The organism is Microbacterium sp. AR7-10 (assembly GCF_001878835.1).
Classification (GTDB): domain Bacteria; phylum Actinomycetota; class Actinomycetes; order Actinomycetales; family Microbacteriaceae; genus Microbacterium; species Microbacterium commune.
In genome coordinates, this window is record NZ_MJIR01000044.1 from 87039 (window position 1) to 110484 (window position 23446).

Annotated in this window: 27 protein-coding genes and 1 other RNA gene; 21 read left to right on the forward strand and 7 right to left on the reverse strand. The window is 68.9% G+C overall.

What is annotated here, in order from left to right; all coding sequences use genetic code 11:
• Window positions 1–78 precede the first annotated feature (78 nt).
• The 3 genes from BFN01_RS05555 to BFN01_RS15150 all read left to right on the forward strand — a co-directional run bounded on the left by BFN01_RS05555 (window position 79) and on the right by BFN01_RS15150 (window position 1929).
• Window positions 79–681, forward strand: a complete 603-nt coding sequence (locus BFN01_RS05555; RefSeq protein ID WP_071642352.1) for a histidine phosphatase family protein — start codon at window positions 79–81, stop codon at window positions 679–681.
• A 61-nt stretch (window positions 682–742) separates the two neighbouring features.
• Entirely contained in the window at window positions 743–1489 is a 747-nt protein-coding gene (gene dapB, locus BFN01_RS15145) for a 4-hydroxy-tetrahydrodipicolinate reductase (protein WP_071642354.1), read from the forward strand.
• Window positions 1486–1929, forward strand: a complete 444-nt coding sequence (locus tag BFN01_RS15150) for a hypothetical protein (RefSeq protein WP_071642356.1) — start codon at window positions 1486–1488, stop codon at window positions 1927–1929. Before dapB ends, BFN01_RS15150 begins: the two co-directional genes overlap by 4 nt.
• Before the next feature lie 9 nt (window positions 1930–1938).
• Here BFN01_RS15150 and BFN01_RS05570 read toward each other — a convergent pair whose 3' ends face one another.
• The 3 genes from BFN01_RS05570 to BFN01_RS05580 form a co-directional block, all read right to left on the reverse strand.
• The gene (locus tag BFN01_RS05570) at window positions 1939–2364 is read right to left on the reverse strand and encodes an OsmC family peroxiredoxin (RefSeq protein WP_071642358.1); all 426 of its coding nucleotides are present in this window, start codon (window positions 2362–2364) and stop codon (window positions 1939–1941) included.
• Between the two features lie 86 nt (window positions 2365–2450).
• A complete protein-coding gene (locus tag BFN01_RS05575; RefSeq protein ID WP_071642360.1) occupies window positions 2451–3026 on the reverse strand; it encodes a DUF4395 domain-containing protein in 576 nt (191 codons plus the stop codon).
• On the reverse strand, window positions 3023–3448 hold the full coding sequence (locus tag BFN01_RS05580; protein WP_071642362.1) for a thioredoxin family protein: 426 nt from the start codon (window positions 3446–3448) through the stop codon (window positions 3023–3025). Before BFN01_RS05580 ends, BFN01_RS05575 begins: the two co-directional genes overlap by 4 nt.
• Before the next feature lie 68 nt (window positions 3449–3516).
• Between BFN01_RS05580 and BFN01_RS05585 the strand changes: the two genes are divergently transcribed.
• The 15 genes from BFN01_RS05585 (at window position 3517) to dapF (ending at window position 18400) form a co-directional block, all read left to right on the forward strand.
• Window positions 3517–4326 carry a thymidylate synthase gene (locus tag BFN01_RS05585; RefSeq protein WP_071642364.1) on the forward strand — a complete coding sequence of 270 codons (810 nt, stop codon included), beginning with the start codon at window positions 3517–3519 and terminating at the stop codon, window positions 4324–4326.
• An 80-nt stretch (window positions 4327–4406) separates the two neighbouring features.
• Window positions 4407–4820, forward strand: coding sequence for a dihydrofolate reductase (locus tag BFN01_RS05590; RefSeq protein ID WP_371260992.1), 414 nt, complete (start codon window positions 4407–4409; stop codon window positions 4818–4820).
• On the forward strand, window positions 4820–5581 hold the full coding sequence (locus BFN01_RS05595; protein WP_071642366.1) for an SDR family oxidoreductase: 762 nt from the start codon (window positions 4820–4822) through the stop codon (window positions 5579–5581). Before BFN01_RS05590 ends, BFN01_RS05595 begins: the two co-directional genes overlap by 1 nt.
• A 43-nt stretch (window positions 5582–5624) precedes the next feature.
• Window positions 5625–6602 (forward strand): 4-hydroxy-tetrahydrodipicolinate synthase, encoded by a 978-nt coding sequence (gene dapA / locus BFN01_RS05600; RefSeq protein ID WP_071642370.1) that lies wholly within the window; start codon window positions 5625–5627, stop codon window positions 6600–6602.
• Window positions 6603–6662: 60 nt separating this feature from the next.
• A complete protein-coding gene (locus tag BFN01_RS05605) occupies window positions 6663–8339 on the forward strand; it encodes a ribonuclease J (protein ID WP_071642372.1) in 1677 nt (558 codons plus the stop codon).
• Between the two features lie 60 nt (window positions 8340–8399).
• Window positions 8400–11168: a DNA translocase FtsK gene (locus tag BFN01_RS05610; protein ID WP_071642374.1), complete on the forward strand. Its 2769-nt coding sequence runs from the start codon at window positions 8400–8402 to the stop codon at window positions 11166–11168.
• Window positions 11168–11743 (forward strand): CDP-diacylglycerol--glycerol-3-phosphate 3-phosphatidyltransferase, encoded by a 576-nt coding sequence (gene pgsA / locus BFN01_RS05615; protein WP_071642376.1) that lies wholly within the window; start codon window positions 11168–11170, stop codon window positions 11741–11743. Before BFN01_RS05610 ends, pgsA begins: the two co-directional genes overlap by 1 nt.
• A complete protein-coding gene (locus BFN01_RS05620; RefSeq protein ID WP_071642378.1) occupies window positions 11740–12222 on the forward strand; it encodes a CinA family protein in 483 nt (160 codons plus the stop codon). The genes pgsA and BFN01_RS05620 overlap by 4 nt, the downstream gene beginning before the upstream one ends.
• Before the next feature lie 153 nt (window positions 12223–12375).
• Complete coding sequence (locus BFN01_RS05625) at window positions 12376–12684, forward strand: helix-turn-helix domain-containing protein (protein ID WP_071642381.1); 309 nt, start codon at window positions 12376–12378, stop codon at window positions 12682–12684.
• Between the two features lie 20 nt (window positions 12685–12704).
• The gene (locus BFN01_RS05630; protein ID WP_071642383.1) at window positions 12705–12926 is read left to right on the forward strand and encodes a DUF3046 domain-containing protein; all 222 of its coding nucleotides are present in this window, start codon (window positions 12705–12707) and stop codon (window positions 12924–12926) included.
• Between the two features lie 247 nt (window positions 12927–13173).
• Window positions 13174–14217: a recombinase RecA gene (gene recA / locus BFN01_RS05635; RefSeq protein ID WP_071642386.1), complete on the forward strand. Its 1044-nt coding sequence runs from the start codon at window positions 13174–13176 to the stop codon at window positions 14215–14217.
• A gap of 137 nt (window positions 14218–14354) precedes the next feature.
• A complete protein-coding gene (locus BFN01_RS05640; protein WP_256221039.1) occupies window positions 14355–14912 on the forward strand; it encodes a regulatory protein RecX in 558 nt (185 codons plus the stop codon).
• A 59-nt stretch (window positions 14913–14971) separates the two neighbouring features.
• Window positions 14972–16525, forward strand: coding sequence for a tRNA (N6-isopentenyl adenosine(37)-C2)-methylthiotransferase MiaB (gene miaB / locus BFN01_RS05645; RefSeq protein WP_071642390.1), 1554 nt, complete (start codon window positions 14972–14974; stop codon window positions 16523–16525).
• Complete coding sequence (miaA, locus tag BFN01_RS05650) at window positions 16522–17454, forward strand: tRNA (adenosine(37)-N6)-dimethylallyltransferase MiaA (protein ID WP_071642392.1); 933 nt, start codon at window positions 16522–16524, stop codon at window positions 17452–17454. The genes miaB and miaA overlap by 4 nt, the downstream gene beginning before the upstream one ends.
• Window positions 17455–17527: 73 nt before the next feature.
• The gene (gene dapF, locus BFN01_RS05655; protein ID WP_071642394.1) at window positions 17528–18400 is read left to right on the forward strand and encodes a diaminopimelate epimerase; all 873 of its coding nucleotides are present in this window, start codon (window positions 17528–17530) and stop codon (window positions 18398–18400) included.
• A 10-nt stretch (window positions 18401–18410) separates the two neighbouring features.
• On the opposite strand, the gene BFN01_RS05660 is transcribed toward dapF, so the two are convergent.
• Window positions 18411–19058 carry a class I SAM-dependent methyltransferase gene (locus BFN01_RS05660; protein WP_071642396.1) on the reverse strand — a complete coding sequence of 216 codons (648 nt, stop codon included), beginning with the start codon at window positions 19056–19058 and terminating at the stop codon, window positions 18411–18413.
• Between the two features lie 70 nt (window positions 19059–19128).
• Between BFN01_RS05660 and hflX the strand changes: the two genes are divergently transcribed.
• Window positions 19129–20637: a GTPase HflX gene (hflX, locus tag BFN01_RS05665; RefSeq protein ID WP_071642398.1), complete on the forward strand. Its 1509-nt coding sequence runs from the start codon at window positions 19129–19131 to the stop codon at window positions 20635–20637.
• A gap of 44 nt (window positions 20638–20681) precedes the next feature.
• Here hflX and BFN01_RS05670 read toward each other — a convergent pair whose 3' ends face one another.
• Window positions 20682–21335 carry an SIMPL domain-containing protein gene (locus BFN01_RS05670; RefSeq protein ID WP_071642400.1) on the reverse strand — a complete coding sequence of 218 codons (654 nt, stop codon included), beginning with the start codon at window positions 21333–21335 and terminating at the stop codon, window positions 20682–20684.
• Window positions 21336–21480: 145 nt separating this feature from the next.
• Here BFN01_RS05670 and ssrA point away from each other — a divergent pair.
• Window positions 21481–21850: a transfer-messenger RNA gene (gene ssrA / locus BFN01_RS05675) on the forward strand.
• 47 nt (window positions 21851–21897) lie between these two features.
• Here the strand turns inward: ssrA and BFN01_RS05680 are convergent.
• Window positions 21898–22503: a TetR/AcrR family transcriptional regulator gene (locus BFN01_RS05680; RefSeq protein ID WP_071642402.1), complete on the reverse strand. Its 606-nt coding sequence runs from the start codon at window positions 22501–22503 to the stop codon at window positions 21898–21900.
• Between the two features lie 117 nt (window positions 22504–22620).
• On the opposite strand from BFN01_RS05680, the gene BFN01_RS05685 reads away from it, so the two are divergent.
• Window positions 22621–22818 (forward strand): hypothetical protein, encoded by a 198-nt coding sequence (locus BFN01_RS05685; RefSeq protein WP_071642404.1) that lies wholly within the window; start codon window positions 22621–22623, stop codon window positions 22816–22818.
• Between the two features lie 48 nt (window positions 22819–22866).
• On the opposite strand, the gene BFN01_RS05690 is transcribed toward BFN01_RS05685, so the two are convergent.
• Window positions 22867–23139: a hypothetical protein gene (locus BFN01_RS05690; RefSeq protein ID WP_071642406.1), complete on the reverse strand. Its 273-nt coding sequence runs from the start codon at window positions 23137–23139 to the stop codon at window positions 22867–22869.
• Window positions 23140–23446: the final 307 nt, after the last annotated feature.

A 23446-nucleotide genomic window follows, 5' to 3' on the forward strand; every position in this document is an offset into this window, starting at 1 on the left:
GCGCCTGGGCGGCGTGTCGGCGGGGTGACCTAAGCTGGAATCGCCCCTCCGAGGGGGAAGGGCTGAAGTGAGCGGGCAGTGACGCACTACATATATCTGGTCAGACACGGTGAGCATCAAGACGCCGAGCACGGCGTCGATGACGGACCCCTTTCGCCCCGAGGGCAGCGTCAGGCGGAGCTGATCGCCGATCGCCTGTCCGGTCTGCCGCTCGATGCCGTCTGGCATTCCCCGCTGCTGCGTGCCGCCGAGACGGCACGCGCGATCGCGGCGCGGCTGCCGTCGGTCGACCCGGTGCCGTCGGCTCTGCTCTTCGACTGCGTTCCCAGCGGCATGAACGAGGACGTGCCATCGGTGTACGAGCCGTTCTTCGGGTCTGTCAGCGATGCCGAGATCGAGGCGGGCTCGGCGCAGATGGCCGATGCGGTCGGCGAGTTCCTGCGGCGCCGCAACGGCGACGTGCACGAGGTGCTGATCACCCACAACTTCGTCATCTCGTGGTTCGTGCGCGAGGTGCTCGGTGCCCCGGACTGGCGGTGGATGACCCTCAACCAGGCGCACTGCGGGCTCACCGTGATCGCCCAGAAGCAGGGGCGGCCATGGACGCTGCTCAGCCACAACGACCTCGGCCATCTGCCGATGGAGCTGCGCACCGGGCTGCCCGAGGGCGCCCTCGTCTGACTCGCCGACGCCCCGGGTCATCACGACAGATCAGCGCGGCGGTCGAATCTAGACTGGGATCATGACGACACAGGTCGCCCTCGTCGGCGGTACAGGCTCCCTCGGACGCATCATCCACGGGGTGATCGACCAGCTCGACGGTTTCGAGGTGCGCTCCGTGCTCGGGTCGGGCAGCGACCTGGCCGAGATGGACGGCGCCGACCTCGTCATCGACGCCTCGATCCCCGCGGTGAGCATCGACGTGGTCCGAGCGGCAGTGCAGCGCGGCATCAACGTGCTCGTCGGCACCTCAGGATGGTCGCAGGAGCGCATCGCGCCGGTGCGCTCACTGGTCGACGCCGCCGGCACCGGTGCGGTGTTCATCCCGAACTTCTCCCTGGGCTCCGCGCTGGGGTCGGCCCTGGCAGCCGCAGCCGCCCCGTTCTTCGCCTCCGCGGAGATCATCGAGGCGCATCACGATCGCAAGATCGACTCGCCCAGCGGCACCGCGGTGCGCACCGCCGAGCTGATGACCGCCGCGCGCGAGGCGCAGGGCCCGTTCCAGGCGCCGCACGTCGACCAGCGGGCCCGCGGACAGCAGGTCGCCGGCGTGCCCGTGCACTCGCTGCGTCGCCCGGGTGTCATCGCCAGGCAGGAGGCCATCCTGTCGGGCCCGGGAGAGACACTGACGATCGTGCACGACACGGTCGACTCCGCGGCGGCCTACGCCCCGGGGATCCGGCTCGCGGTTCCGTTCGCGCGCGACGCGCGGGGGGTCGTCGTCGGGCTGGAGAACATCGTCGACATCGGCATCAGGGCCCGCGCGTGAGCTCACGCATCGGGGTGGCCGTGATGGGCGCGGCGCTGCTGCTCTACGTCGTGGTCGCGGGCTGGCTGGCGGTGATGTTCCTCCGCGTGGCGACGCCGGTGGCGATCGGGATGGCCATCGCGTTGATCGTGATCGCCCCGATCGGAGCGTGGGCGCTGGTGCGCGAGCTCCTCTTCGGCTTCGCTGCGGATCGGCTGGGACGCACGCTCGACGCAGAGGGCGGCATGCCCGAGGCTCCGGAGCGCCTGACACCGAGCGGTCGCCTGATGCGCGAGGACATCGAGCCGCTGATCGGGCAGTACGGCGCGGCTGTGCAGTCGGAGCCGGGCGACTGGCGCGCCCGATACCGCCTGGGTGTGGTGCAGGATGCCGCCGGGCGGCGGAAGGATGCCAGAGCCAGCATCCGCGAGGCGATCAGGCTCTCGCGGACGCGGCTCTGACGACGGGGATCAGGCGAGGCTGGCCTCGAGGGTGATCTCGATGCCGGCGAGTGCCTGCGAGACCGGGCATCCGGTCTTGGCGCCCTCGGCGATCTCCTGGAACTTCTCCGGGGTGAGTCCGGGAACGCTCGCGTTCACGTTCAGGTGGCTGCCGGTGATGCCGGTGCCGGGCTTGAACGTGACCGATGCCGACGTGTTCACACGCTCAGGCGGGGTGCCGTTCTCGGCGAGCGCGTGCGAGAGCGCCATGCTGAAGCACGAGGCGTGCGCTGCGGCGATGAGCTCCTCCGGGGTCGTGGTCGACTCGGATCCTTCGCTGCGCGACTTCCAGTCGATCGGGAAGGTGCCGAGGTTCGAGCTCGAGAAGGCCACGGTGCCCGAGCCCTCCATCAGGGATCCGGTCCAGGTGGTCGCGGCTTCGCTGGTGACGGTCATTGTTCCTCCGAGAATCGCTCGTCGCATCGCACGCGGGTTCGCGTCGCCCGGCCAGCCTATCCAGACGGGGGCTGCGTCGGAACAGATCAGGTGGCTGCGCCGCTGCGAGCGAACAGACCCGCACGCTGCAGCAGCAGATAGATCTGGCAGCCCAGGCAGAAGCCGAACGCCGCGTTGAGGAATGCGGCGACGAACGCCGCCGCCGTCGTGATCGGGAGGGCGAGAGGCACACCCGCCAGGTGCAGCACCAGCCCCGTTCCGACGACGAACAGGCCCACGCCCTGGGCGAAGCGTGGCGGACGCGGATCCTCGAGGTCGGCAGGAGGGGCCAGACGGGGGCGGACGGCCGTGCGGAACAGCACCGCCCAGGGCGAGGTCGACGGAGAGGCGAGCCCCCACACGAACAGCGCCGCAGCGATCGCCGCGACGACGAAGCCGGGGTCGGATGCCCGCTGGCCGACGGATGCCGTGCCGATCGCCCACTGATCACCGGGGAAGACCGACGATGACAGCGGCTGGTAGGCGAACCACCCGAACGTGGCCTGCGCGCTCGACGCGGCCACGCCGGTCAACGCCAGGACGGTTGCGATGAGGAGCAGGGCGGAGGTGATCCATGCGGCGAAGCGCGGAGCCCGCGGGTCGATTCCGGCGGGTGCGGTCATGCGGTCTCCTGGAGGGCGGGCAGCTCGTCGAGAGCGCCGATGATGTCGTCGCGGCGCGGCACACCGACGAAGCGGGCCACGACGCGGGCCTGCGCGTCGACGAGCAGGGTCGTGGGGGTGCTGAGGATGCGGTTCTCGGCAGCCAGGTCGGCGCGGCGGGTGAGGTCGACATCGTGCACGTCGATCGCATCGCGCTCGGCGAGCACGTCATGCAGCATCCGGCGCACCTGCGGGCAGCGAGCGCAGGTCTCGGTGCTGAAGAGGACGAGGGTCGCGCGGCCCGGCTCGAGGCCGAGGCGGTTCACGTCCAGGCGGCCCGCTGCGCGACGACGGCGCCCGTCTCCCGCGCGCCAGACGAGCCCGATGACGACCGTCACGAGCAGCAGGGCTCCCACCATCAGCAGGGCGGTCGTCAGAGGCATACGTCGAGGCTACGTCGAACGACACCGTCGCAGCCGAGTGTGACATCCCGTGACGTATCGTTGCTGGCATGAGTGCAGTCGTGCCGACACCCTACGAAGATCTGCTGCGTGACGTGCTGGAATCCGGCACCCACAAGGACGATCGCACCGGCACGGGCACCACCAGCGTCTTCGGTCGGCAGATCCGGTTCGACCTCGCGCAGGGATTCCCTCTGATCACCACCAAGCGCGTGCACTTCAAGTCGATCGCCTACGAGCTGCTGTGGTTCCTGCGCGGCGACTCGAACGTGCGCTGGCTGCAGGAGAACGGCGTGAGCATCTGGGACGAGTGGGCCGACCAGTCCGGCGACCTCGGCCCGGTGTACGGAGTGCAGTGGCGCTCCTGGCCGACGCCTGACGGCGGCAGCATCGACCAGCTGTCGCAGGTCATCGACCAGATCAGGGCGACCCCGGACTCGCGCCGGCTCATCGTCTCGGCGTGGAACCCCGCCGACATCCCCGACATGGCGCTCGCTCCGTGCCACGCCCTGTTCCAGTTCTACGTCGCCGACGGCAGGCTGTCGTGCCAGCTCTACCAGCGCAGCGCCGACCTGTTCCTCGGGGTCCCGTTCAACATCGCCTCGTACGCGCTGCTGACCCTCATGGTCGCGCAGCAGACCGGTCTCGAGCCCGGCGACTTCGTCTGGACCGGCGGCGACTGCCACATCTACGACAACCACGTCGAGCAGGTGCGCGAGCAGCTGTCCAGGGAACCGTACCCGTACCCCGCGCTGAGGTTCGCGCGCAGGCCGGAGTCGATCCTCGACTACCGCTACGAGGACTTCGTCGTCGAGGGCTATCAGCACCACCCGGCGATCCGTGCGGCGGTGGCGGTGTGAGCGCCGTGCCCACCCGGGGAACCTGGACGGGACTCATCTGGGCGCAGGCAAGAGGCGGCGTGATCGGCGCCGACGGAGGGATGCCCTGGCACGTGGCGGAGGATCTCGCGCACTTCAAGGAGACCACCTCCGGCACGCCCGTGATCATGGGCCGGCGCACCTGGGACTCCCTGCCCGAGCGCTTCCGCCCCCTGCCGGACCGCGAGAACATCGTCGTCACGCGCAGTCAGGACTGGAGCGCGGAGGGCGCGCGCCGGGCAGCCGGCATCGCGGAGGCCGTGCGCGGTCAGGAGCGGGTGTGGATCATCGGGGGAGCGGAGATCTTCCGACAGGTGATCGGCGACGCCGACCGCCTCGAGGTCACCGAGCTCGACATCGAGGTCGACGGCGACGCGTACGCGCCGTCGGTCGACGGCTGGCGTCTGATCGACGAGGGGGAGTGGCAGACGTCCCGCACCGGCATCCGATACCGCTTCCTCGGATACGAGCACTGATGCCCACCGCACTCATCACCGGAGCCAGCGCCGGACTCGGCGCGGAGTTCGCGCGCCAGCTCGCCGCGCGTCATGCCGACCTCGTGCTCGTCGCGCGCAGCGCAGACGCCCTCGAGACGCTGGCGGCGCAGCTGCGCGACGAGCACGGCGTGCACGTCGAGGTGATGGTCGCCGACCTGGCGATCGACACCGAGGTGCAGCGCGTGGCGGACCGCGTCGCCGATTCCGCCGCGCCCGTCGACCTGCTCGTCAACAACGCCGGTTTCGGCCTGCCCCTGCACTTCGCGGACAACCCGATCGACGACGAGGTGCGGCACCTGCGTGTGCACGTCGAGGCGTCGATGCGCCTCATGCACGCCGCCATCCGCGCCATGCGCGGCCGAGGCGGGCGGATCATCAACGTGGCGTCCGTGGCCGGCTTCATCTCCCGTTCCACCTACTCCGCGTGCAAGTCGTGGCTGATCGAGTTCAGCCGGTGGGCGAACGACGAGTACGGGCGCGACGGCGTCAGCGTGACGGCGCTGTGCCCCGGATTCACGCACACGAGCTTCCATGAGCGGATGGGACTGACCCCGGGGCAGGAGGGCGTGCCCGCCATCATGTGGCTCGATGCGCCGCGCGTCGTGCGCGCCGGACTGCGGGATGCCGCGCTCGGACGACCCGTGTCGATCCCGTCGCTGCGGTACAAGCTCATCGTCGCGCTCGCGCGCCTGCTGCCCAGCCGGCTGACCTCGGGCGTCGCGCGTCGAGGCCGCGTCTGACGCGCGGTCCCGATGCCAGGCACTGAAACGCTACGCTGAGAGGATGACGCACGCGGATAATCCCTTCGGACAGGTGCTCGTCGCGCTGGTCACCCCGATGACCGCCGACGGAGAGGTCGACTGGCCCGCCACCGAGAAGCACATGGACCGCGTCATCAGCGACGGTGCCGACGGCATCGTCGTCACCGGCACGACCGGTGAGACCTCCACCCTCACCGACGACGAGAAGATCCGTCTCGTCGAGGTGGGCAAGGACGTCTCGGCCGGACGCGCGAAGATCATCACCGGCGGCGGATCCAACGAGACCGCGCACGCCATCGAGCTGTACAAGGCCAGCGAGAAGGCCGGCGCCGACGGCATCATGATCGTCACCCCGTACTACAACAAGCCGACGCAGGCGGGCATCCTGACCCACTTCCGGCTCGTGGCCGACGCCACCGACCTCCCGGTCATCCTCTACGACATCCCCGGTCGCACCGGCGTGCCCATCAAGTACGAGACCATCCTGCGCCTCGCCAAGCACCCCAACATCCTCGCGGTGAAAGACGCCAAGGGCGACTTCAGCGAGGTCAGCCGCGTGCTGAACCAGACCGACCTGATGTACTTCTCCGGCGACGACTCGAACGTGCTCCCGCACCTGTCGATCGGGGCAACCGGCATGATCGGGGTCACCGCCAACATCACCTCCGCGCCGTACCGCACGATCGTCGACGCGGTGAACCGCGGCGACCTCGCCACCGCGACCGCCGAGCACAAGCGGCTCGAGCCGCTGGTGCGGGCCGCGATGACGCACGTGCCGGGCACGGTCTCGGCCAAGTACATCCTGCACGGGCTCGGCCGCATCAACAGCCCGCGCGTGCGTCTGCCCCTCGTCGGACCGGAGGAGTGGGAGGCGGCTCTCATCGAGGACGAGCTCGCCCTCGTCACGGACGTCGCCGGCGCGGACTTCTCGAACTTCCGTCCCGACCGCAACGCGGCCGCGGGCGGCGCACTGCCCAAGGTGCACGGCACCACACGATGAGCGCGGTTTCGCGCTGACGACGACATGACCGGGCCTCGTCTGCCCGCCTGAGGAGACCGAATGTCCTTCCCCCTCGCCGAACCCGAGCCGCTCGCCCCCGGAACGCTGCGGGTCACCCCGCTGGGCGGTCTGGGCGAGGTCGGGCGCAACATGACCACGTTCGAGTACGAGGGCAAGATCCTCATCGTCGACTGCGGTGTGCTCTTCCCCGAGGAGCACCAGCCCGGCGTCGATCTGATCCTGCCCGACTTCGAGCCGATCAAGCACCGGCTCGACGATGTGGTCGGCGTGGTGCTCACGCACGGCCACGAAGACCACATCGGCGCGGTGCCGTACCTGCTGCGCCTGAAGCAGGACATCCCGCTGATCGGGTCGGGGCTCACGCTGGCGCTCGTCGAGGCGAAGCTCAAGGAGCACCGGATCAAGCCCTTCACCCTCACCGTCAAGGAGGGTCAGGAGGAGAAGGTCGGACCGTTCGACCTCGAGTTTATCGCGGTCAACCACTCGATCCCGGATGCCCTGGCTGTCGCCATCCGCACCCCGGCCGGACTGGCCCTCGCCACCGGCGACTTCAAGATGGACCAGCTGCCCCTCGACGGGCGGATCACCGACCTGCGCGCCTTCGCGCGTCTGGGCGAGGAGGGCGTCGACCTGTTCCTCGTCGACTCCACCAACGCCGACGTGCCCGGCTTCACGCCCACCGAGCGGTCGATCGGACCTGTGCTCGAGCAGGTCATCGGCAAGGCACGACGTCGGGTCATCGTCGCCAGCTTCTCCAGCCACGTGCACCGCGTGCAGCAGGTCATCGACGCCGCGCACGCCCACGGGCGTCGCGTGGCGTTCCTCGGCCGCAGCATGGTGCGCAACATGACCATCGCCGAGCAGCTGGGCTATCTCAAGGTGCCCGCGAACGTGTTGATCGACTACAAGAAGGCCCGCGATCTGCCCGACGACAAGATCGTGTACATGTCGACCGGGTCGCAGGGCGAGCCCATGGCGGTGCTGAGTCGCATGGCCAACCTCGACCACGCGATCGAGCCGGGTGACGGCGACACCGTCATCCTCGCCTCGAGCCTCATCCCCGGCAACGAGAACGCGGTGTACCGCGTGATCGACGGGCTCACGAAGCTCGGCGCCGACGTGGTGCACAAGGCCAACGCCAAGGTGCACGTCTCCGGCCATGCCGCCGCAGGCGAGCTGATCTACTGCTACAACATCCTGAAGCCGAAGAACGTGCTCCCGGTGCACGGCGAGTACCGTCACCTCATCGCCAACGCCAAGCTGGCCCAGGCCACCGGTGTGCCTGAGGAGCGCACGATCGTCGGAGGCAACGGCACCATCATCGACCTGCGCGACGGTGAGGCTCGGGTCGCCGGTCAGCTCGACATCGGCTTCGTGTACGTCGACGGGTCGACCGTGGGAGGCATCACCGACGCCGACCTCAAGGACCGCCGCATCCTCGGCGAAGAGGGTTTCGTCTCGATCATCGTCGTCGTGGACTCCTCGACCGGGCGCATCGTGTCCGGCCCCGAGATCCACGCGCGCGGCGTCGCCGAGGACGACCGGGTCTTCGACGACATCACGCCGAAGATCGTCGCCGCGCTCGAAGAGGCCGCCCGCAACGGGGTGCGCGACAACCACGCGCTCTCGCAGATCATCCGCCGTACGATCGGACGCTGGGTGAACCAGAAGCTGCGCCGTCGCCCGATGATCGTGCCGCTCGTGATCGAGGCCTGATACCGCGCAAAGCCGCGTCACTGCGGGCGGTTGTCCGCGGTCGGCCGTACCGTGGAACACATGGCCAGGAGCACCACCAAGTCCGAGCGCGCGTCCGAGAGCGCGAGCTCGTCTCGCCCGAAGCGGCAGACGCCCGCTCGATCGAGCGCGAAAGCCGCTCCGGCCCCGAAGAAGTACATCGACGAGGCCGAGCGGCCGCCACTCGGCGTGCGCATGTGGCTCGGGCTCGCGCACGGCGTCGGTGGACTGTTCCGCGCCTTCGGCCCGGAGAATCTCGAGAAGGACCAGCGACGCGACGGCTTCCCGCTGCTGCTCGTGCTGTTCGCGATCGTCGGCGGTGTCGTCGAGTGGTTCTTCATCGGCAACGTCGTCGCGCAGAACATCAGCGCGTTCACCTGGGGTCTGCTGGTCGGCCGGGTGGCGTTCGTGCTTCCCGTGCTGCTGCTGCTCCTCGCGGGGTGGCTGTTCCGGCATCCCTCGTCGGTGCATGACAACGGGCGGATCGGGATCGGGTTCGGACTCTTAGTGCTCTCGCTCGCCGGCATCCTGCACGTCGCATCTGGCGTCGTCGGCGCGACCGGCACGATCGTCCGGCCGCAGCCGCGCGACGGGATGCCGGAGCTCAGCGCCGCCGGGGGCCTCTTCGGATGGATGCTCGGCGAGCCGCTCGCCTTCCTGACCCCGGTCGTCGCGTACATCGTCCTCGCGATGCTGACGGCGCTCAGCATCCTGATCCTGACCAAGACGCCCCCGAACCGCATCGGCGAGCGACTGGGCGACCTGTACGCGTGGATGTTCGGCGCGGAGCGTCCGCTTCGCCCGACCGCTGAAGAGGCGGCCGCAGCCGACGACGACGCCGCCGAGAAGGACGATGCGCTCCCGTGGTGGCGACGCAACAAGAGCGGGCGAGAGGAGACGCCGGACGACGACGTCGACTCCCAGGCCATCACGGCGCTCTTCGACGAGCCGGCGCAGAAGACGGCGTACGACCAGGCGGTCATCGTCGACGACGAGCCGACCGTGCACGCCGGAGCGGATGCGGCGACCGAGGTGCTCTCCGACGTCAGCGCCCTCACCGGGCTGCTCGGCGAGCAGAACACCACCGCACTGCTCGACGACTCGGGCTCCACGGGAGAGCTGCCCGGCCTGGACGGCTTCGGAACGGAGGGCCCGGGGGAGAAGGGGATCCACGCGCCGGCTGCGCCCTACGTGCTCCCCTCGACCGCCGTCCTGAAGTCCGGACCGCCGCCGGTGGTGCGCTCGGATGCCACCGACCGCACGATCGAGCAGATCACCAGCGTGCTCGAGCAGTTCAAGGTCGATGCGAAGGTCACCGGGTTCTCGCGCGGCCCGACGGTCACGCAGTACGAGGTCGAGGTCGGCCACGGCGTCAAGGTCGAGAAGATCCTGCAGCTGAGCAACAACTTCGCCTACGCGGTCGCATCGAACGACGTGCGGATCCTGTCGCCCATCCCGGGCAAGAGCGCGATCGGCATCGAGATCCCCAACGTCGACAAGGAGACCGTCGCGCTCGGCGACGTGCTGCGCTCGACCGCGGCGCAGAAGAGCACGCACCCCCTGACGATCGGCGTCGGCAAGGACGTGGGCGGCAACATCGTCGTGGCGAACCTGGCCAAGATGCCGCATCTCCTCGTCGCAGGATCGACCGGGTCGGGAAAGTCCAGCTTCGTCAACTCGATGATCACCAGCCTGCTCATGCGCGCCAGGCCCGCCGATGTGCGCATGGTGCTGATCGACCCCAAGCGCGTCGAGCTGACCAACTACGCGGGCGTCCCGCACCTGATCACCCCCATCATCACGAACCCGAAGAAGGCCGCCGAGGCGCTGCAGTGGGTCGTGAAGGAGATGGACATGCGCTACGACGACCTGGCGTCGTTCGGCTACCGTCACATCGACGACTTCAACAAGGCCGTCCGCGCGGGCGAGGTGCAGGTGCCGCCGGGCAGCGAGCGCGTGCTCAAGCCGTACCCGTACCTGCTGGTCGTCGTCGACGAGCTCGCCGATCTGATGATGGTCGCCCCTCGAGACGTCGAGGACTCGATCGTGCGCATCACTCAGCTGGCGCGAGCATCGGGCATCCACCTCGTGCTCGCCACGCAGCGCCCCAGCGTCGACGTGGTCACGGGTCTGATCAAGGCGAACGTGCCCTCACGTCTGGCGTTCGCCGTGACGAGCGTCACCGACAGCCGCGTCATCCTCGACGCTCCCGGCGCCGACAAGCTGATCGGTCAGGGTGACGCCCTGTTCTCGCCGATGGGGTCGTCGAAGCCCTTCCGGCTGCAGGGCGCCTGGGTGGACGAGGCCGAGATCTCCGCGGTCGTCAAGCACGTCACGCAGCAGGCCAGACCGGAGTACCGTCCCGACGTGCAGGAGTCGGCGGAGGCACGCAAGAAGGAGGTCGACGAGGACATCGGCGACGATCTCGAGCTGCTGCTCGCCGCGGCCGAGCTGATCGTGTCGTCGCAGTTCGGGTCGACCTCGATGCTGCAGCGCAAGCTGCGCGTCGGCTTCGCCAAGGCCGGTCGGCTCATGGATCTGCTCGAGTCGCGCGAGATCGTCGGGCCCTCCGAGGGCTCGAAGGCCCGCGACGTGCTGGTGACCTCCGAGCAGCTGCCCGGCGTGCTCGCGAAGCTGCGCGGAGAGGATGCACCGGCGCCGGCCGCGCCTGCCACCGCGTCTGCGAGCGCATCCGCCGGCGGCGATCCGTACGGGCGGGACCCGGTGGCCGAGCAGTTCGAGGGCCTGCCCGTGGTCGAGAGCGATGACGACGGCGACGAAGACGCCTGGGGACTGACGGGACGCGACTGATGACCATTCCACGGCAGCTTCCCAACGCGATCACGATCGCCCGCATCCCCCTCGCGGTCGTCTTCTTCATCCTCCTGCTGCTGGCCGGCACGTTCGGCGCCGACGACATCGTGCTTCGCTGGGTGGCTGCCGGCCTGTTCGTGCTCGCCATCTCGACCGACTGGATCGACGGCTACCTCGCACGCAGATACGACATCGTGAGCGATTTCGGGAAGCTGTGGGATCCGATCGCGGACAAGCTGCTCACCGGCGCGGGCTTCATCGGACTCGCCATTCTCGGCGAGGTCCCGTGGTGGATCATCATCGTCATCCTCGTGCGGGAATGGGCGATCACCATCCACCGCTTCACTCTCGTGCACGAGCACGTGGTCGCGGCGGCCTGGATGGGCAAGATCAAGACCGTCGTGCAGGGCGTCGCGCTGAGCTGGGCGCTGCTTCCGCTGCACGGTCTCGTCGGTCAGGCCGCCTGGGTGGTCGTCACGCAGGTGCTGATGATCCTGGCGCTCGTGCTCACCGTCGCGAGCGGGATCGACTATCTCGTCGCGCAGGTGCGCGGCCGCCGGAGGAGCGGATGACCCAGGCCGAGCTGCTGGTCGCCGCTCTTCGTCAGCGGGGCTGGACGCTGGGCGTGGCGGAGTCGCTCACCGGAGGTGCGGTCTGCTCTCAGGTCGTATCCGTTCCCGGTGCCTCGGCGACCCTGCTGGGCGGGGTCGTCGCGTACGCGACACCGGTCAAGCACACCCTGCTCGGGGTCGACGCCGCGCTGCTCGCCGAGCACGGGGCCGTCCATCCCGACGTGGCCGCGCAGATGGCCCAAGGCGTGCGGCGCGCCGTGGCCGTCGACGGGCGCCCGGCCGATGTCGGCATCGGGACGACGGGGATCGCCGGTCCCGACTCGCCCGATGGTCAGCCGGTCGGCACGGTGCACATCGGGATCGCCTCACCGGACGGCGTCCGCAGCATCCCGTACCGGTTCGAGGGAACGCGGGCTGAGATCCGCGAGCGGGCGACGGTCGCGGCACTGGCGGAAGCGCTGGCGGCGGTGCGGGAATAGCCCCGCGGCGGGCGAGGTTCTCCTCTACGTGACACGTCGCGTACTCACAACTCAAGCACAGCGAGAAACAGTAGATTCAACGACACCCGATCGGGTTAGACTGGCCGTCCCCTCGGAGCAGACTCCAGGTGACGCAAAGGAGAGGAGGTTCCGATGATCCTCGTCAGACAGGAAATCGGCGATGTGCTGCGGGACTTCCGCCTGCAGAAGGGTCGCACCCTGCGCCAGGTCGCGAGCAAGGCCTCCGTGGCCCTCGGCTACCTGAGCGAGGTCGAGCGCGGTCAGAAGGAGGCGTCGAGCGAGATCCTCGCCTCGGTCGCCGAAGCGCTGGATGTGCCCATCTCGACGATCATGCGCGAAGTGGGCGACCGCATCTCCGTTCTCGAGGGCCTCAGCCCCTTCCCGGATGTGGTTCCGGACGACCTCGTCGCCGAGGTCGAGCCCGAGCTGTCGCTGCACTGACGCCCCGGCGCACCCTCCCCATGCGACGCAGCGAGTTCCTCCGCGCGGTCGACGACGAGTTCGGCGGCCGCGCGGACTCGCTCGTGCACGACCTCATCCTCGGCTCGCTCGGGCGGACAGCACGTGAGGCACTGGATGCCGGTGTGCCGCCGCGCGACATCTGGGTCGCGCTGTGCGACGAGGCGGACGTACCACCCACGCGTCGGTACGGTGTGGGACGGCTCGAGCCGCGCGAGCGCTGAAACGAAACTCGGACAGCTCATTCCGGCGTGTCGTCGAAGATGTGTTCGACGGCCGCGTAATGTTCTGCGCAAGTGGTCCTGAGGTCATCTTCTCCACATCAGACGCTGTCGCCGACCGAATGTCGGTGGCCGCTCCTACGGTGAAGGATGTGGCACTGAGCCATGCGCCTTGTCGCAGAGTCACTCCATCCGGAACGGCCGCGACAGCCTACAGGCGGCAGAACTTCGAGATACAGAGGAGCACGTCATGCCATCCACCGACGACCGCGAGAAGGCCCTGGACTCCGCACTCGCGCACATCGAGCGTCAGTTCGGCAAGGGATCGATCATGCGACTGGGCAGCGACGAGCGCGCCCCCGTCGAGGTCATCCAGACCGGGTCGATCGCCCTCGACGTCGCCCTCGGCATCGGAGGTCTGCCCCGCGGACGCATCATCGAGATCTACGGACCCGAGTCGTCCGGTAAGACCACGCTGACGCTGCACGCGATCGCCAACGCCCAGCGTGCGGGGGGCATCGCCGCGTTCATCGACGCCGAGCACGCGCTCGACCCCGAGTACGCACGCAAGCTCGGCGTGGACATCGACCAGCTGCTCGTCTCGCAGCCTGACACGGGTGAGCAGGCGCTCGAGATCGCCGACATGCTGATCCGCTCCGGCGCGATCGACCTCGTCGTCATCGACTCCGTCGCCGCCCTCGTCCCCGAGGCGGAGATCAAGGGTGAGATGGGCGACTCGCACGTCGGTCTGCAGGCCCGACTCATGTCGCAGGCGCTGCGAAAGCTGACCGGTGGCCTGAACCAGACCAAGACCACCGCGATCTTCATCAACCAGCTGCGCGAGAAGATCGGCGTGTTCTTCGGCTCGCCCGAGACCACGGCCGGTGGTAAGGCGCTGAAGTTCTACGCCTCTGTCCGCCTCGACATCCGTCGCATCGAGACGCTGAAGGACGGCACCGAGGCGGTCGGAAACCGCACCCGCGTCAAGGTCGTCAAGAACAAGATGGCCCCGCCCTTCAAGCAGGCGGAGTTCGACATCCTCTACGGCATCGGCATCTCGCGAGAGGGCAGCCTCATCGACTTCGGCGTCGAGCACGGCATCGTCAAGAAGTCCGGCTCGTGGTACACCTACGACGGCGACCAGCTCGGTCAGGGCAAGGAGAACGCGCGCAACTTCCTGATCAAGAACGACGACATCGCCATGGCGATCGAGACGCAGATCAAGCAGAAGCTCGGCGTCGGCGTCAAGGCGGAGGCCACCGTCGACGAGCTCGCCGAGCGCCGCCCGGCGTGATGTCCTCGAACGACAGGATCGCTCCTGTCATCCCGCTGTTCGGCGGCACGCGGGGTGCCGGTCCCTCCACGGGCTCCGTGGAGGCCGCACCCCTGCAGCCAGAACCACGGGTCGACGATCCGAGTGATCAGCACGACGTGTCTGCGCCGAGCGAACCGGATGCCGATGAGATCCGTCAGCGCGCGGAGGCGGCGCTGGTGCGCCGACTGCGAGCCAAGCAGCTGTCGGTCTCGGAGGCGCGGTCGGTGCTGCGGGACAACGGCCTCGATCGGAACGCGGTCGAAGACGTCGTCGACGAGTTCCTGCGCAGGAGCTATCTCGACGATCACACGCTCGCGTCGCTGCTGGTGATCTCCGGATCGGAGCGCAAGGGGCAGGGGCGCATCGCCCTGGCTCGTTCGCTGGCGCAGCGCGGCATCGCGCGAGACATCATCGACGACGCACTCGCAGAGCTGCCCGACGACGATGCCGAGCGGGCACTGGACTTCGCCCGCAGCAAGGCATCCGGCATGAGCCGCCTCGACTACGACACGGCGCTGCGCCGACTGCACGGGCAGCTCGCCCGTCGCGGCTACGGCGGCTCGGTCGCGATGGACGCCGCCCGCACGGCCCTGGGCGAGGTCGGCGTGCGGCGCGCCTCGAGCAGGCCGTCCGCAGCGCACCCCTCGGGCGTGCGGTTCGTCGACTCCGAGTGAGTATCCACTCCACGAGCCGCTCGGCCATCTGGCCGGGCGGCTCGTAGAATGGACTCACCATGTCTTCTCTCTCTTCCGAACCGACGATCATCGCGCCCTCCGACGCGGCGATCACCGCCGACGGGCGCCGTCGCTCCTACGAGGTGCGCACCTTCGGCTGCCAGATGAACGTGCACGACTCCGAGCGGCTGTCGGGTTCGCTCGAGAGTGCCGGATACGCGCGGGCGGATGCCGGCGACGAGGCCGACATCGTCATCATCAACACCTGCGCCGTCCGCGACAACGCCGCCGGCAAGCTGTACGGCACCCTCGGCCACCTGAAGTCCCGAAAGGACAAGCACGAGGGGATGCAGATCGCCGTCGGCGGGTGCCTCGCGCAGATGGACCAGCAGGCCGTGCTCGACAAGGCGCCCTGGGTCGATGTCGTCTTCGGCACCCACAACATGGGATCGCTCCCCGGCCTGCTTGAGCGCGCACGTCACAACGGCGAGGCAGAGCTCGAGATCCTCGAGTCGCTGGAGGTCTTCCCCTCGACCCTGCCGACCAAACGGGACTCAGCGCACAGCGGGTGGGTCTCGATCTCGGTCGGCTGCAACAACACCTGCACGTTCTGCATCGTTCCGAGCCTGCGGGGCAAAGAGAAGGATCGCCGTCCTGGCGACATCCTGAGCGAGATCCGTCTGCTCGTCGAAGACGGGGCCATCGAGGTCACGCTGCTCGGTCAGAACGTCAACTCGTACGGTGTCGAGTTCGGCGACCGCCAGGCGTTCAGCAAGCTGCTGCGTGCGGCGGGCGAGATCGAGGGCCTCGAGCGCATCCGCTTCACCAGCCCGCACCCGGCCGCGTTCACCGACGACGTCATCGACGCCATGGCCGAGACGCCCAACGTGATGCCCCAGCTGCACATGCCGCTGCAGTCGGGCAGCGACAGCATCCTCAAGGCGATGCGCCGCTCGTACCGCAGCTCGCGTTATCTCGGCATCATCGAGCGCGTGCGCGAGCGTATTCCGCACGCCGCGATCACCACCGACATCATCGTCGGCTTCCCCGGCGAGACCGACGAAGACTTCGAAGACACGATGCGCGTCGTCGAGCAGTCCCGCTTCTCGGGCGCGTTCACCTTCCAGTACTCCATCCGCGAGGGCACGCCGGCCGCGACCATGCAGAACCAGGTGCCCAAGGCCGTCGTGCAGGAGCGCTACAACCGGCTGATCGCGCTGCAGGAGCGCATCTCGCTCGAGGAGAACCAGAAGCAGGTCGGCCGCGAGGTCGAGGTGCTCGTGTCGGTCGGCGAGGGCAAGAAAGACGCCGAGACCCACCGTCTCACCGGTCGTGCGGAAGACAATCGCCTCGTGCACTTCGAGGTGACACCAGGGTCGGAGCTGCCCCGGCCTGGCGATGCCGTCACGGTCAGGATCACGCACGGGGCGCCGTTCCACCTGCTGGCCGACGACCCGACGGGTGCGCCGCTGCGCATCCGCCGCACGCGAGGCGGAGATGCGTGGGATCGCGCACAGGCGGCGTCGTGCGGTGTTCCCGCGGCGGTCGGGGAGGCGGGTGCACCGCGCGCCGTCTCGCTCGGTCTGCCGACCCTGCGCCCCGTCGGATCTTGACCCTCGGGTCTGCTCGCGCTGGCGCCTCGCCCAGGCTCTGGGCGATCGTCGGCGCGACCGGAACGGGAAAGAGCGATCTGGCTCTCGACCTCGCCGAGCACCTGCGTGGTCTGGGCAATCCCGCCGAGATCGTCAACGCCGACGCCATGCAGCTGTACCGCGGCATGGACATCGGCACGGCGAAGCTGTCGACGCACGAGCGGCGAGGCATCCCGCATCATCTGCTCGATGCCCGGGAGGTGACAGACGAGGCCGCGGTCGCCTGGTATCAGCCGCTCGCCCGCGAGACGATAGCCGCGATCCACGCCCGGGGCGGCGACGCGATCCTCGTCGGCGGGTCGGGTCTGTACGTCTCCAGCGTGATCTTCGATTTCCGCTTCCCGCCGAGGGATGCCGCCGTCCGGGCGCGGCTGGAGGCGGAGCTCGATGAGAACGGCGCCGGAGCGCTCTTCGAACGGCTGCGCGAGGTCGATCCGGGCGCGGCCGCCAGGATCGACCCGAAGAACGGCCGCCGCATCGTGCGAGCGCTCGAGGTGATCGAGCAGGGTGGCGTCACGCATGGCGCGGTGCTCCCCGAGAAGCCGGAACTCTGGCATCCGTCGACGCGCGTCATCGGTCTGCACACCGCTCGCGACGTTCTCGTCGAGAGACTCGACCGGCGCGTCGAGCGGATGTGGCGCGACGGGATGCTCGATGAGGTCGAGCGCCTGCGCGTCAGCGGAATCGAGCGCGGCGTCACCGCGTCGCGAGCGATCGGCTATGCGCAGGCCCTCGCGCAGCTGCGCGGTGCCATGACGCAGGACGAGGCCATCGCCGAGACGCAGGCGCTGACGCGTCGGTACGCGCGCCGGCAGGTGTCGTGGTTCAAGCGCTATCCCGACATCGAGTGGGTCGAGCACCCGGTCGATGTGGCGGCGCTGACCGGCTGAGATGGCGCCTGACCGCAGCTTCCTGTGCGGTCGCTGCCGTGTCGCCGGTGCGCCGCCTCCCTAGACTGTTCGCATGGTCGCATTCACCAAGGGGCACGGCACCGGCAACGACTTCGTGATCATCGAGGACGTCGACGGCGGACTCGACCTCACACCCGCCCGGGTGCAGGCGCTCTGCGATCGGAACTTCGGCGTCGGCGGCGACGGCGTGCTGCGAGTGGTGCGCTCCCGTGCGCTGCCCGAGGGTGCGGCGGCTCTCGCCGAGGAGCCCGATGCCGAGTGGTTCATGGACTACCGCAACGCCGACGGCTCGATCGCCGAGATGTGCGGCAACGGCATCCGGGTCTTCGCGCACTATCTGCTGCGCGCCGGTCTCGCGACGATCGAGAGCGGGTCGACGCTGCCGATCGGCACGAGAGCGGGTGTACGGGATGTGATGCGCTCGGAGAACGGCTACCAGGTCGATCTCGGCTTGTGGAAGCTCTCCGGTGGCGAGCCGCTCGCCCGTGCCGCCGGTCTCTCCGTGCCCCGACCGGGGCTCGGCATCGACGTCGGCAACCCTCATGTGGTCGTCGCTCTGGCATCCGACGAGGAACTGGCCGGGCTCGACCTCGATCCCACTCCCGTGCTGGACCCCGCGCCTGTCGACGGCGCGAATGTCGAGTTCGTCGTCCCGGCGGAGCCCCTGGTGCGAGACGGCGTCGGGCACGTGCGCATGCGCGTGCACGAACGCGGCGTGGGCGAGACGCTCAGCTGCGGCACGGGGGTCGCGGCTACCGCCCTGGCGGTGCGCCACTGGGCGGGCTCCCGCGCACCGCACCACTGGCGCGTCGAGGTGCCGGGTGGAGTGCTGGGTGTGCGGATGTTCCCCGCCGAAGACGGGGAGCACGTCGCACTGTCCGGGCCCGCGCAACTGGTCTACCGCGGCGAGATCGACCTCGTCTGAGGCCGGTCGGTCATCCGGGCAGCGTGATCGGGGCTGTCGGCGGCGTGCCGTGCCGACGCACCTTCAGGATCCGATACCCCTTCCCGGTCGCTGCGCGCGTCACGCTGAAGCCGGGGGAGAAGACCGTCGACATCCACCGCTGCAGCGAGTCGGAGCCGAGGTTGCGCTGCACGACCAGCCACGCGTCGCTGCGCTCGTCGAGACGGGGGATCCAGCGCTCCAGCATGTCGTGCAGCTCGCTCTTGCCCACCCGGATCGGCGGGTTGGAGCGGATAGTGGTGAACACGACATCAGCGGGAACATCTTCCGGCTTCACGGCGTTGACGTTGGTGAGGCCGAGAGACTCGGCGTTGCGTCGGGTCAGATCCAGGGCCCGCTCGTTCACGTCGACAGCCCAGATGGTGGCGTTCGGCGATGAGAGGGCCATGGTGAGGCTGATCGGACCCCAACCGCACCCGAGGTCGAGGAAGTTGCCACTCGGCGGCAGAGGAGCCATGTTGGCGAACAGCACCGCGGTGCCCGTGTCGAGGCGGTCAGGGCTGAACACGCCGCCTGCGGTGGTCACCGCACGCTCACGGCCCGCGAGCGGGACGGTGATGGTTCGAAGGTTCTCGGCACTGGCCGGGGCCGCACTGAAGTAATGATCGGACGACGGCATGCAGTGAGCGTACCGGACGTCGCGGGCTAAGGTTAAGGCGCTTCTCAGAGAGGACAGAGTTCACCACCGGATGACGAACCCCAACGACGACAACAGCACACAGGATGCCCTGGATCGCGTGCTCGCGAACGCCGAGCCGCGTACTCAGGCACGCGTGTTCGGCACCGCCCAGGCGCTGCAGGATGCAGCATCCGCCGCCCACACCGACGCGGACGGCGAGCAGTGGGACCTTCAGGACAGGCACGCGCTGCGCCGCGTCGCCGGACTGTCCACCGAACTCGAGGACGTCACCGAGGTCGAATACCGGCAGCTGCGCCTGGAGAACGTCGTGCTCGTCGGCGTGTACCCGCAGGGCGCGCAGGAGGATGCCGAGAACTCGCTGCGCGAGCTCGCGGCCCTCGCCGAGACGGCCGGTGCGGTGGTGCTCGACGGACTGCTGCAGCGCAGGCCGCACCCCGACCCCGCGACCTACCTCGGTCGGGGCAAGGCGCAGGAGCTCAAGGAGATCGTCGCCGCCGTGGGCGCCGACACGGTGATCGCCGACACCGAGCTCGCCTCCAGCCAGCGACGCGCACTCGAGGACGTCGTGAAGGTGAAGGTCATCGACCGCACCACCGTGATCCTCGACATCTTCAGCCAGCACGCGAAGAGCCGCGAGGGCAAGGCGCAGGTCGAGCTGGCGCAGCTCGAGTACCTGCTCCCGCGCCTGCGAGGCTGGGGTGAGTCGATGAGCCGGCAGGCCGGTGGCCAGGTGGGCGCCGGCGGCGCGGGCATGGGATCGCGCGGACCGGGTGAGACGAAGATCGAGCTCGACCGCCGCCGCATCCGCACGCGTATGGCGCAGCTGCGCAAGCAGATCCGCGACTTCGCGCCGGCACGCGACGCCAAGCGCGCCGAGCGCAAGCGCAACACCATCCCGTCGGTCGCGATTGCCGGGTACACGAACGCCGGCAAGTCGAGCCTGCTGAACGCGCTGACCAGCGCGGGCGTGCTCGTCGAGAACGCCCTGTTCGCGACCCTCGATGCCACGGTGCGGCGTGCGGAATCGGCCGACGGCCGCGTGTACACGCTCGCCGACACTGTCGGCTTCGTGCGCAATCTGCCGCACCAGCTGGTCGAGGCTTTCCGTTCGACGCTGGAGGAGGTCGGCCAGGCCGACCTGCTCGTGCACGTCGTCGACGGTTCGCATCCCGACCCGTCGGCGCAGCTGCAGACGGTGCGCGACGTGATCGGCGACGTCGGCGGCCGCGACATCCCCGAGATCGTCGTGTTCAACAAGGCAGACCTGATCGACGACGACGAACGACTCGTGCTGCGCGGTCTCGCGCCCGACGCCCACTTCGTCTCCTCCCGCACGGGCGAGGGCATCGCCGAGCTGCGCGCCGAGATCGAGCGCCGACTCCCGATGCCCGCGATCGAGGTGCGCGCGCTCGTGCCGTACGACCGAGGGGATCTCGTCTCGGCGGTGCACGAGAGCGGGGTGCTCATCTCGGCCGAGCACGAGGAGAACGGCACCGCAGTGCACGCGCACGTGTCCGAGCGTCTGGCTGCCGAGCTGGCACCCTTCGCCATCAGCTGACGAGTGTGCTGCGGGCGGTGGATCCGCCCGCAGCGCAGCCGGTGTCAGGATGCCGAGAAGCGGCCTTCGACGGTGGCGGAGACGGTGATCTCCTCGCCCTGGAACTCCATCGCAGGTGACGCATCGAAGCCGCCGGCGGCGCGCATCGCGACCGGCATGAAGGTGGGAGTCTCGGCGGAGATCAGGCCTCGATCGGCGATCTCCACCGGGGTGAGCGTGCGCAGTCCGAGCGCTTCGGCATAGGCCTGCGCGCGCGACACGGCCACGCCGACAGCCTGAGTGGCGACCTCGCGCTCCACCTCGCGTTCGGTCTCGGGGGTGAGATGCCAGTCGACGCCGCCGAGTGCGATGCCGTCCTCACCGGCGAGCTCCGTGGCCCAGAGCGAGAGCTCCGAGATGTCGGCGAAGGTGGCGGTGAAGTCGATGCTCGCCCGATACACGGGTGCGAGCTTGCGGCCGTCGGCGTTCCACGGACGCTCGCCGTACACGCTCAGCCGCTGGCTCGTCCACGCGGTCACGCTGCCGGCCTGCTCCCGCGCGACGATGCCCTCGCGCACAGGTTCGGCGAGCGCGAGCACGCGGCGGACGACCTCTTCGCGCTCGGGGCCGTCGAGTGCCACGGTGAGCCTGATCGTGGCGCGCTCGGGTGCGACTCTCAGCTCGTGCTCGCCGCGGACGGTGATGATGACTTCGCTCATGCGAGCGACTGTACGGCACACGGGCGACAGGTCGGTCGCGGAATAGCATCCGGCGTCGATCCGTTGTAGTCTGTGATGCTCGGGAGCACCTGCTCCCGCTGATAATTCCACAGTGTGACAGCGGCTCCTTCGCAAGAAGGTCCACGGGGCTGATCGGTTTCGACGGCGCCTGTGTATCGACGAGAAGCGGGCCGAGGATGCAGGGTTATCTCGTGAACGCTCCCTGCAAAACCATAGTTGCCGAAACCAAGCGCAACGACTTCGCCCTCGCTGCCTAAGCGAGCCCGATAGTCCGTCAGACCGTAGCTGATCCCGCTACGGACCCTGGCGTCATCTAGGGATCTTGCTGCGTGACGGCGTCTGGACGTCACGTGGGACTCTTCCCAGACTGGGCTCGTCGACTTAGGTGTCTGTGACAAAGGTCGGAGCCGAGCAGAACGCTTTCACAGACTGCGCCCGGAGAAGACGTGGATGAGCAGCGTCGGACGGGGGTTCGATTCCCCCCAGCTCCACCAAGCCGCTGTCACTGTGGAACATCGGTCCTGGCGTGTCGTCTGCCGCGTCACGCTCGCGGACGCAGCCCGTCGAGCGCGACCGCCCGGATTTCGGTGCCCAGCAGCTCCGGGTCGACGGGGCCGTCCGGTCGGTACCATTCGACGACCGAGTTGATCATCCCGAAGATCAGGCGGGTGGCCACACCGGCATCCAGATCCGCTCTCACGAGTCCCTCCGCCTGGGCCTCCCGCACGAGACCGGTCACCGTGTGATCGAAGCGTCGGCGGCGCTCCAGGGCGGCCAGCTCGATGTCGCTGTTGCCGCGCAGACGCAGCAGCAGGGTCACCTGCGGCAGCCGTTCGGTCAGCACGCGCACGGCGCCGTCGACGATGGCGGTGAGCCGTGCGTCGGCGGTCGGATGCCCGAGCGCCGCCTGCAGAGCATCCTCCAGGCCGCCGAGGGCCTCGTCGAGGGCGATCTGGAGGATCTGCTCCTTCGAGTCGACGTGGTGGTACAGCGCGGACTTCGTCACCCCGAGCCGAGCGGTCAGATCTGCCACCGAGGTCGCGTCGTAGCCCTGCTCGTTGAACAGCTGAACGCCGACACGGATCACATCGGCGCGGTCGTGTCCTGGGCGCCCGCGGCGGGACGGGCGGCCGGTCGTCGCGGTCACGGTCGGCTCCTCGGCATGCCCCAACTCTAGCCGCGCGCGCTCGACGGATGCGGCCGCGGAGCTGCCCGTCAGACCGGTAAGCTGAGGGGGTAATCCGACGATCGGAAAGGCTTCGACATGGTCGACTTCATCGTGTTCCTCGTGCTGTTCCTGGGCGGCATGTGGCTTCTCGGCGCCTCTTGGGAGATGCCCGCATGGCAGGGCGTGGCCTTCAGCGCCGGCATCATCCTGGTCAGCCTCGCCATGGCCTACGTGATGCGCCAGCGCGGTTCGGCGACGCGTCGCACCGACAGCTGGGGTCAGCGCCAGAAGTGACGTCAGGCGCCGCCCGCGGGCGGCGCCTTCACCCCAGGGCCTGTTCGCTCATCCCTTCCAGTCGATGAGCAGCAGGCCCTGTTTCGTGTCGGCGAACTTCACCCATCCGTCGCCGAACTCGTAGGTCATGCCGAAGCCGTCCTCGTCGGTCGCGATGGCGTACGCGGGGTCCTCGGTGAAGTACACCAGATCGCCGTCGGTCGATCGCAGCCAGCCGTCCCGCTTCAGGTTCGACTGCGCGACGTCGGCGGTGCGCGCGTCGAGTGTTCCCCACCCGTACATCTGGCCGTGGTCGGACGCCGTGCTGAAGTCGGCCCACATGCACAGCAGACCGTCCTCGACGAGCGTCTCGCCGATGCGCAGCTCCTCCTGCTTCGAGGTCCATCCCTGGGAGGTCAGGGCCTCGACGGTTCCCGGGGTGATGATCGTCTTGCAGGTGGGTTCGGCGCCGGGCGTCGGCGTCTTGACGTCGACCGGAGCCGTGGTCGCGGCGGTCGTCGGCTCGGCGCTCGTCGACGGGCTAGAGGCTGGCTCTTATACACATCTGACGCTGCCGACGAACCCTAGGGGGTAGACACTGGTGGGCGCCGTATCAGTCGAAAAATAGACGAACAGGTAATCATCACCA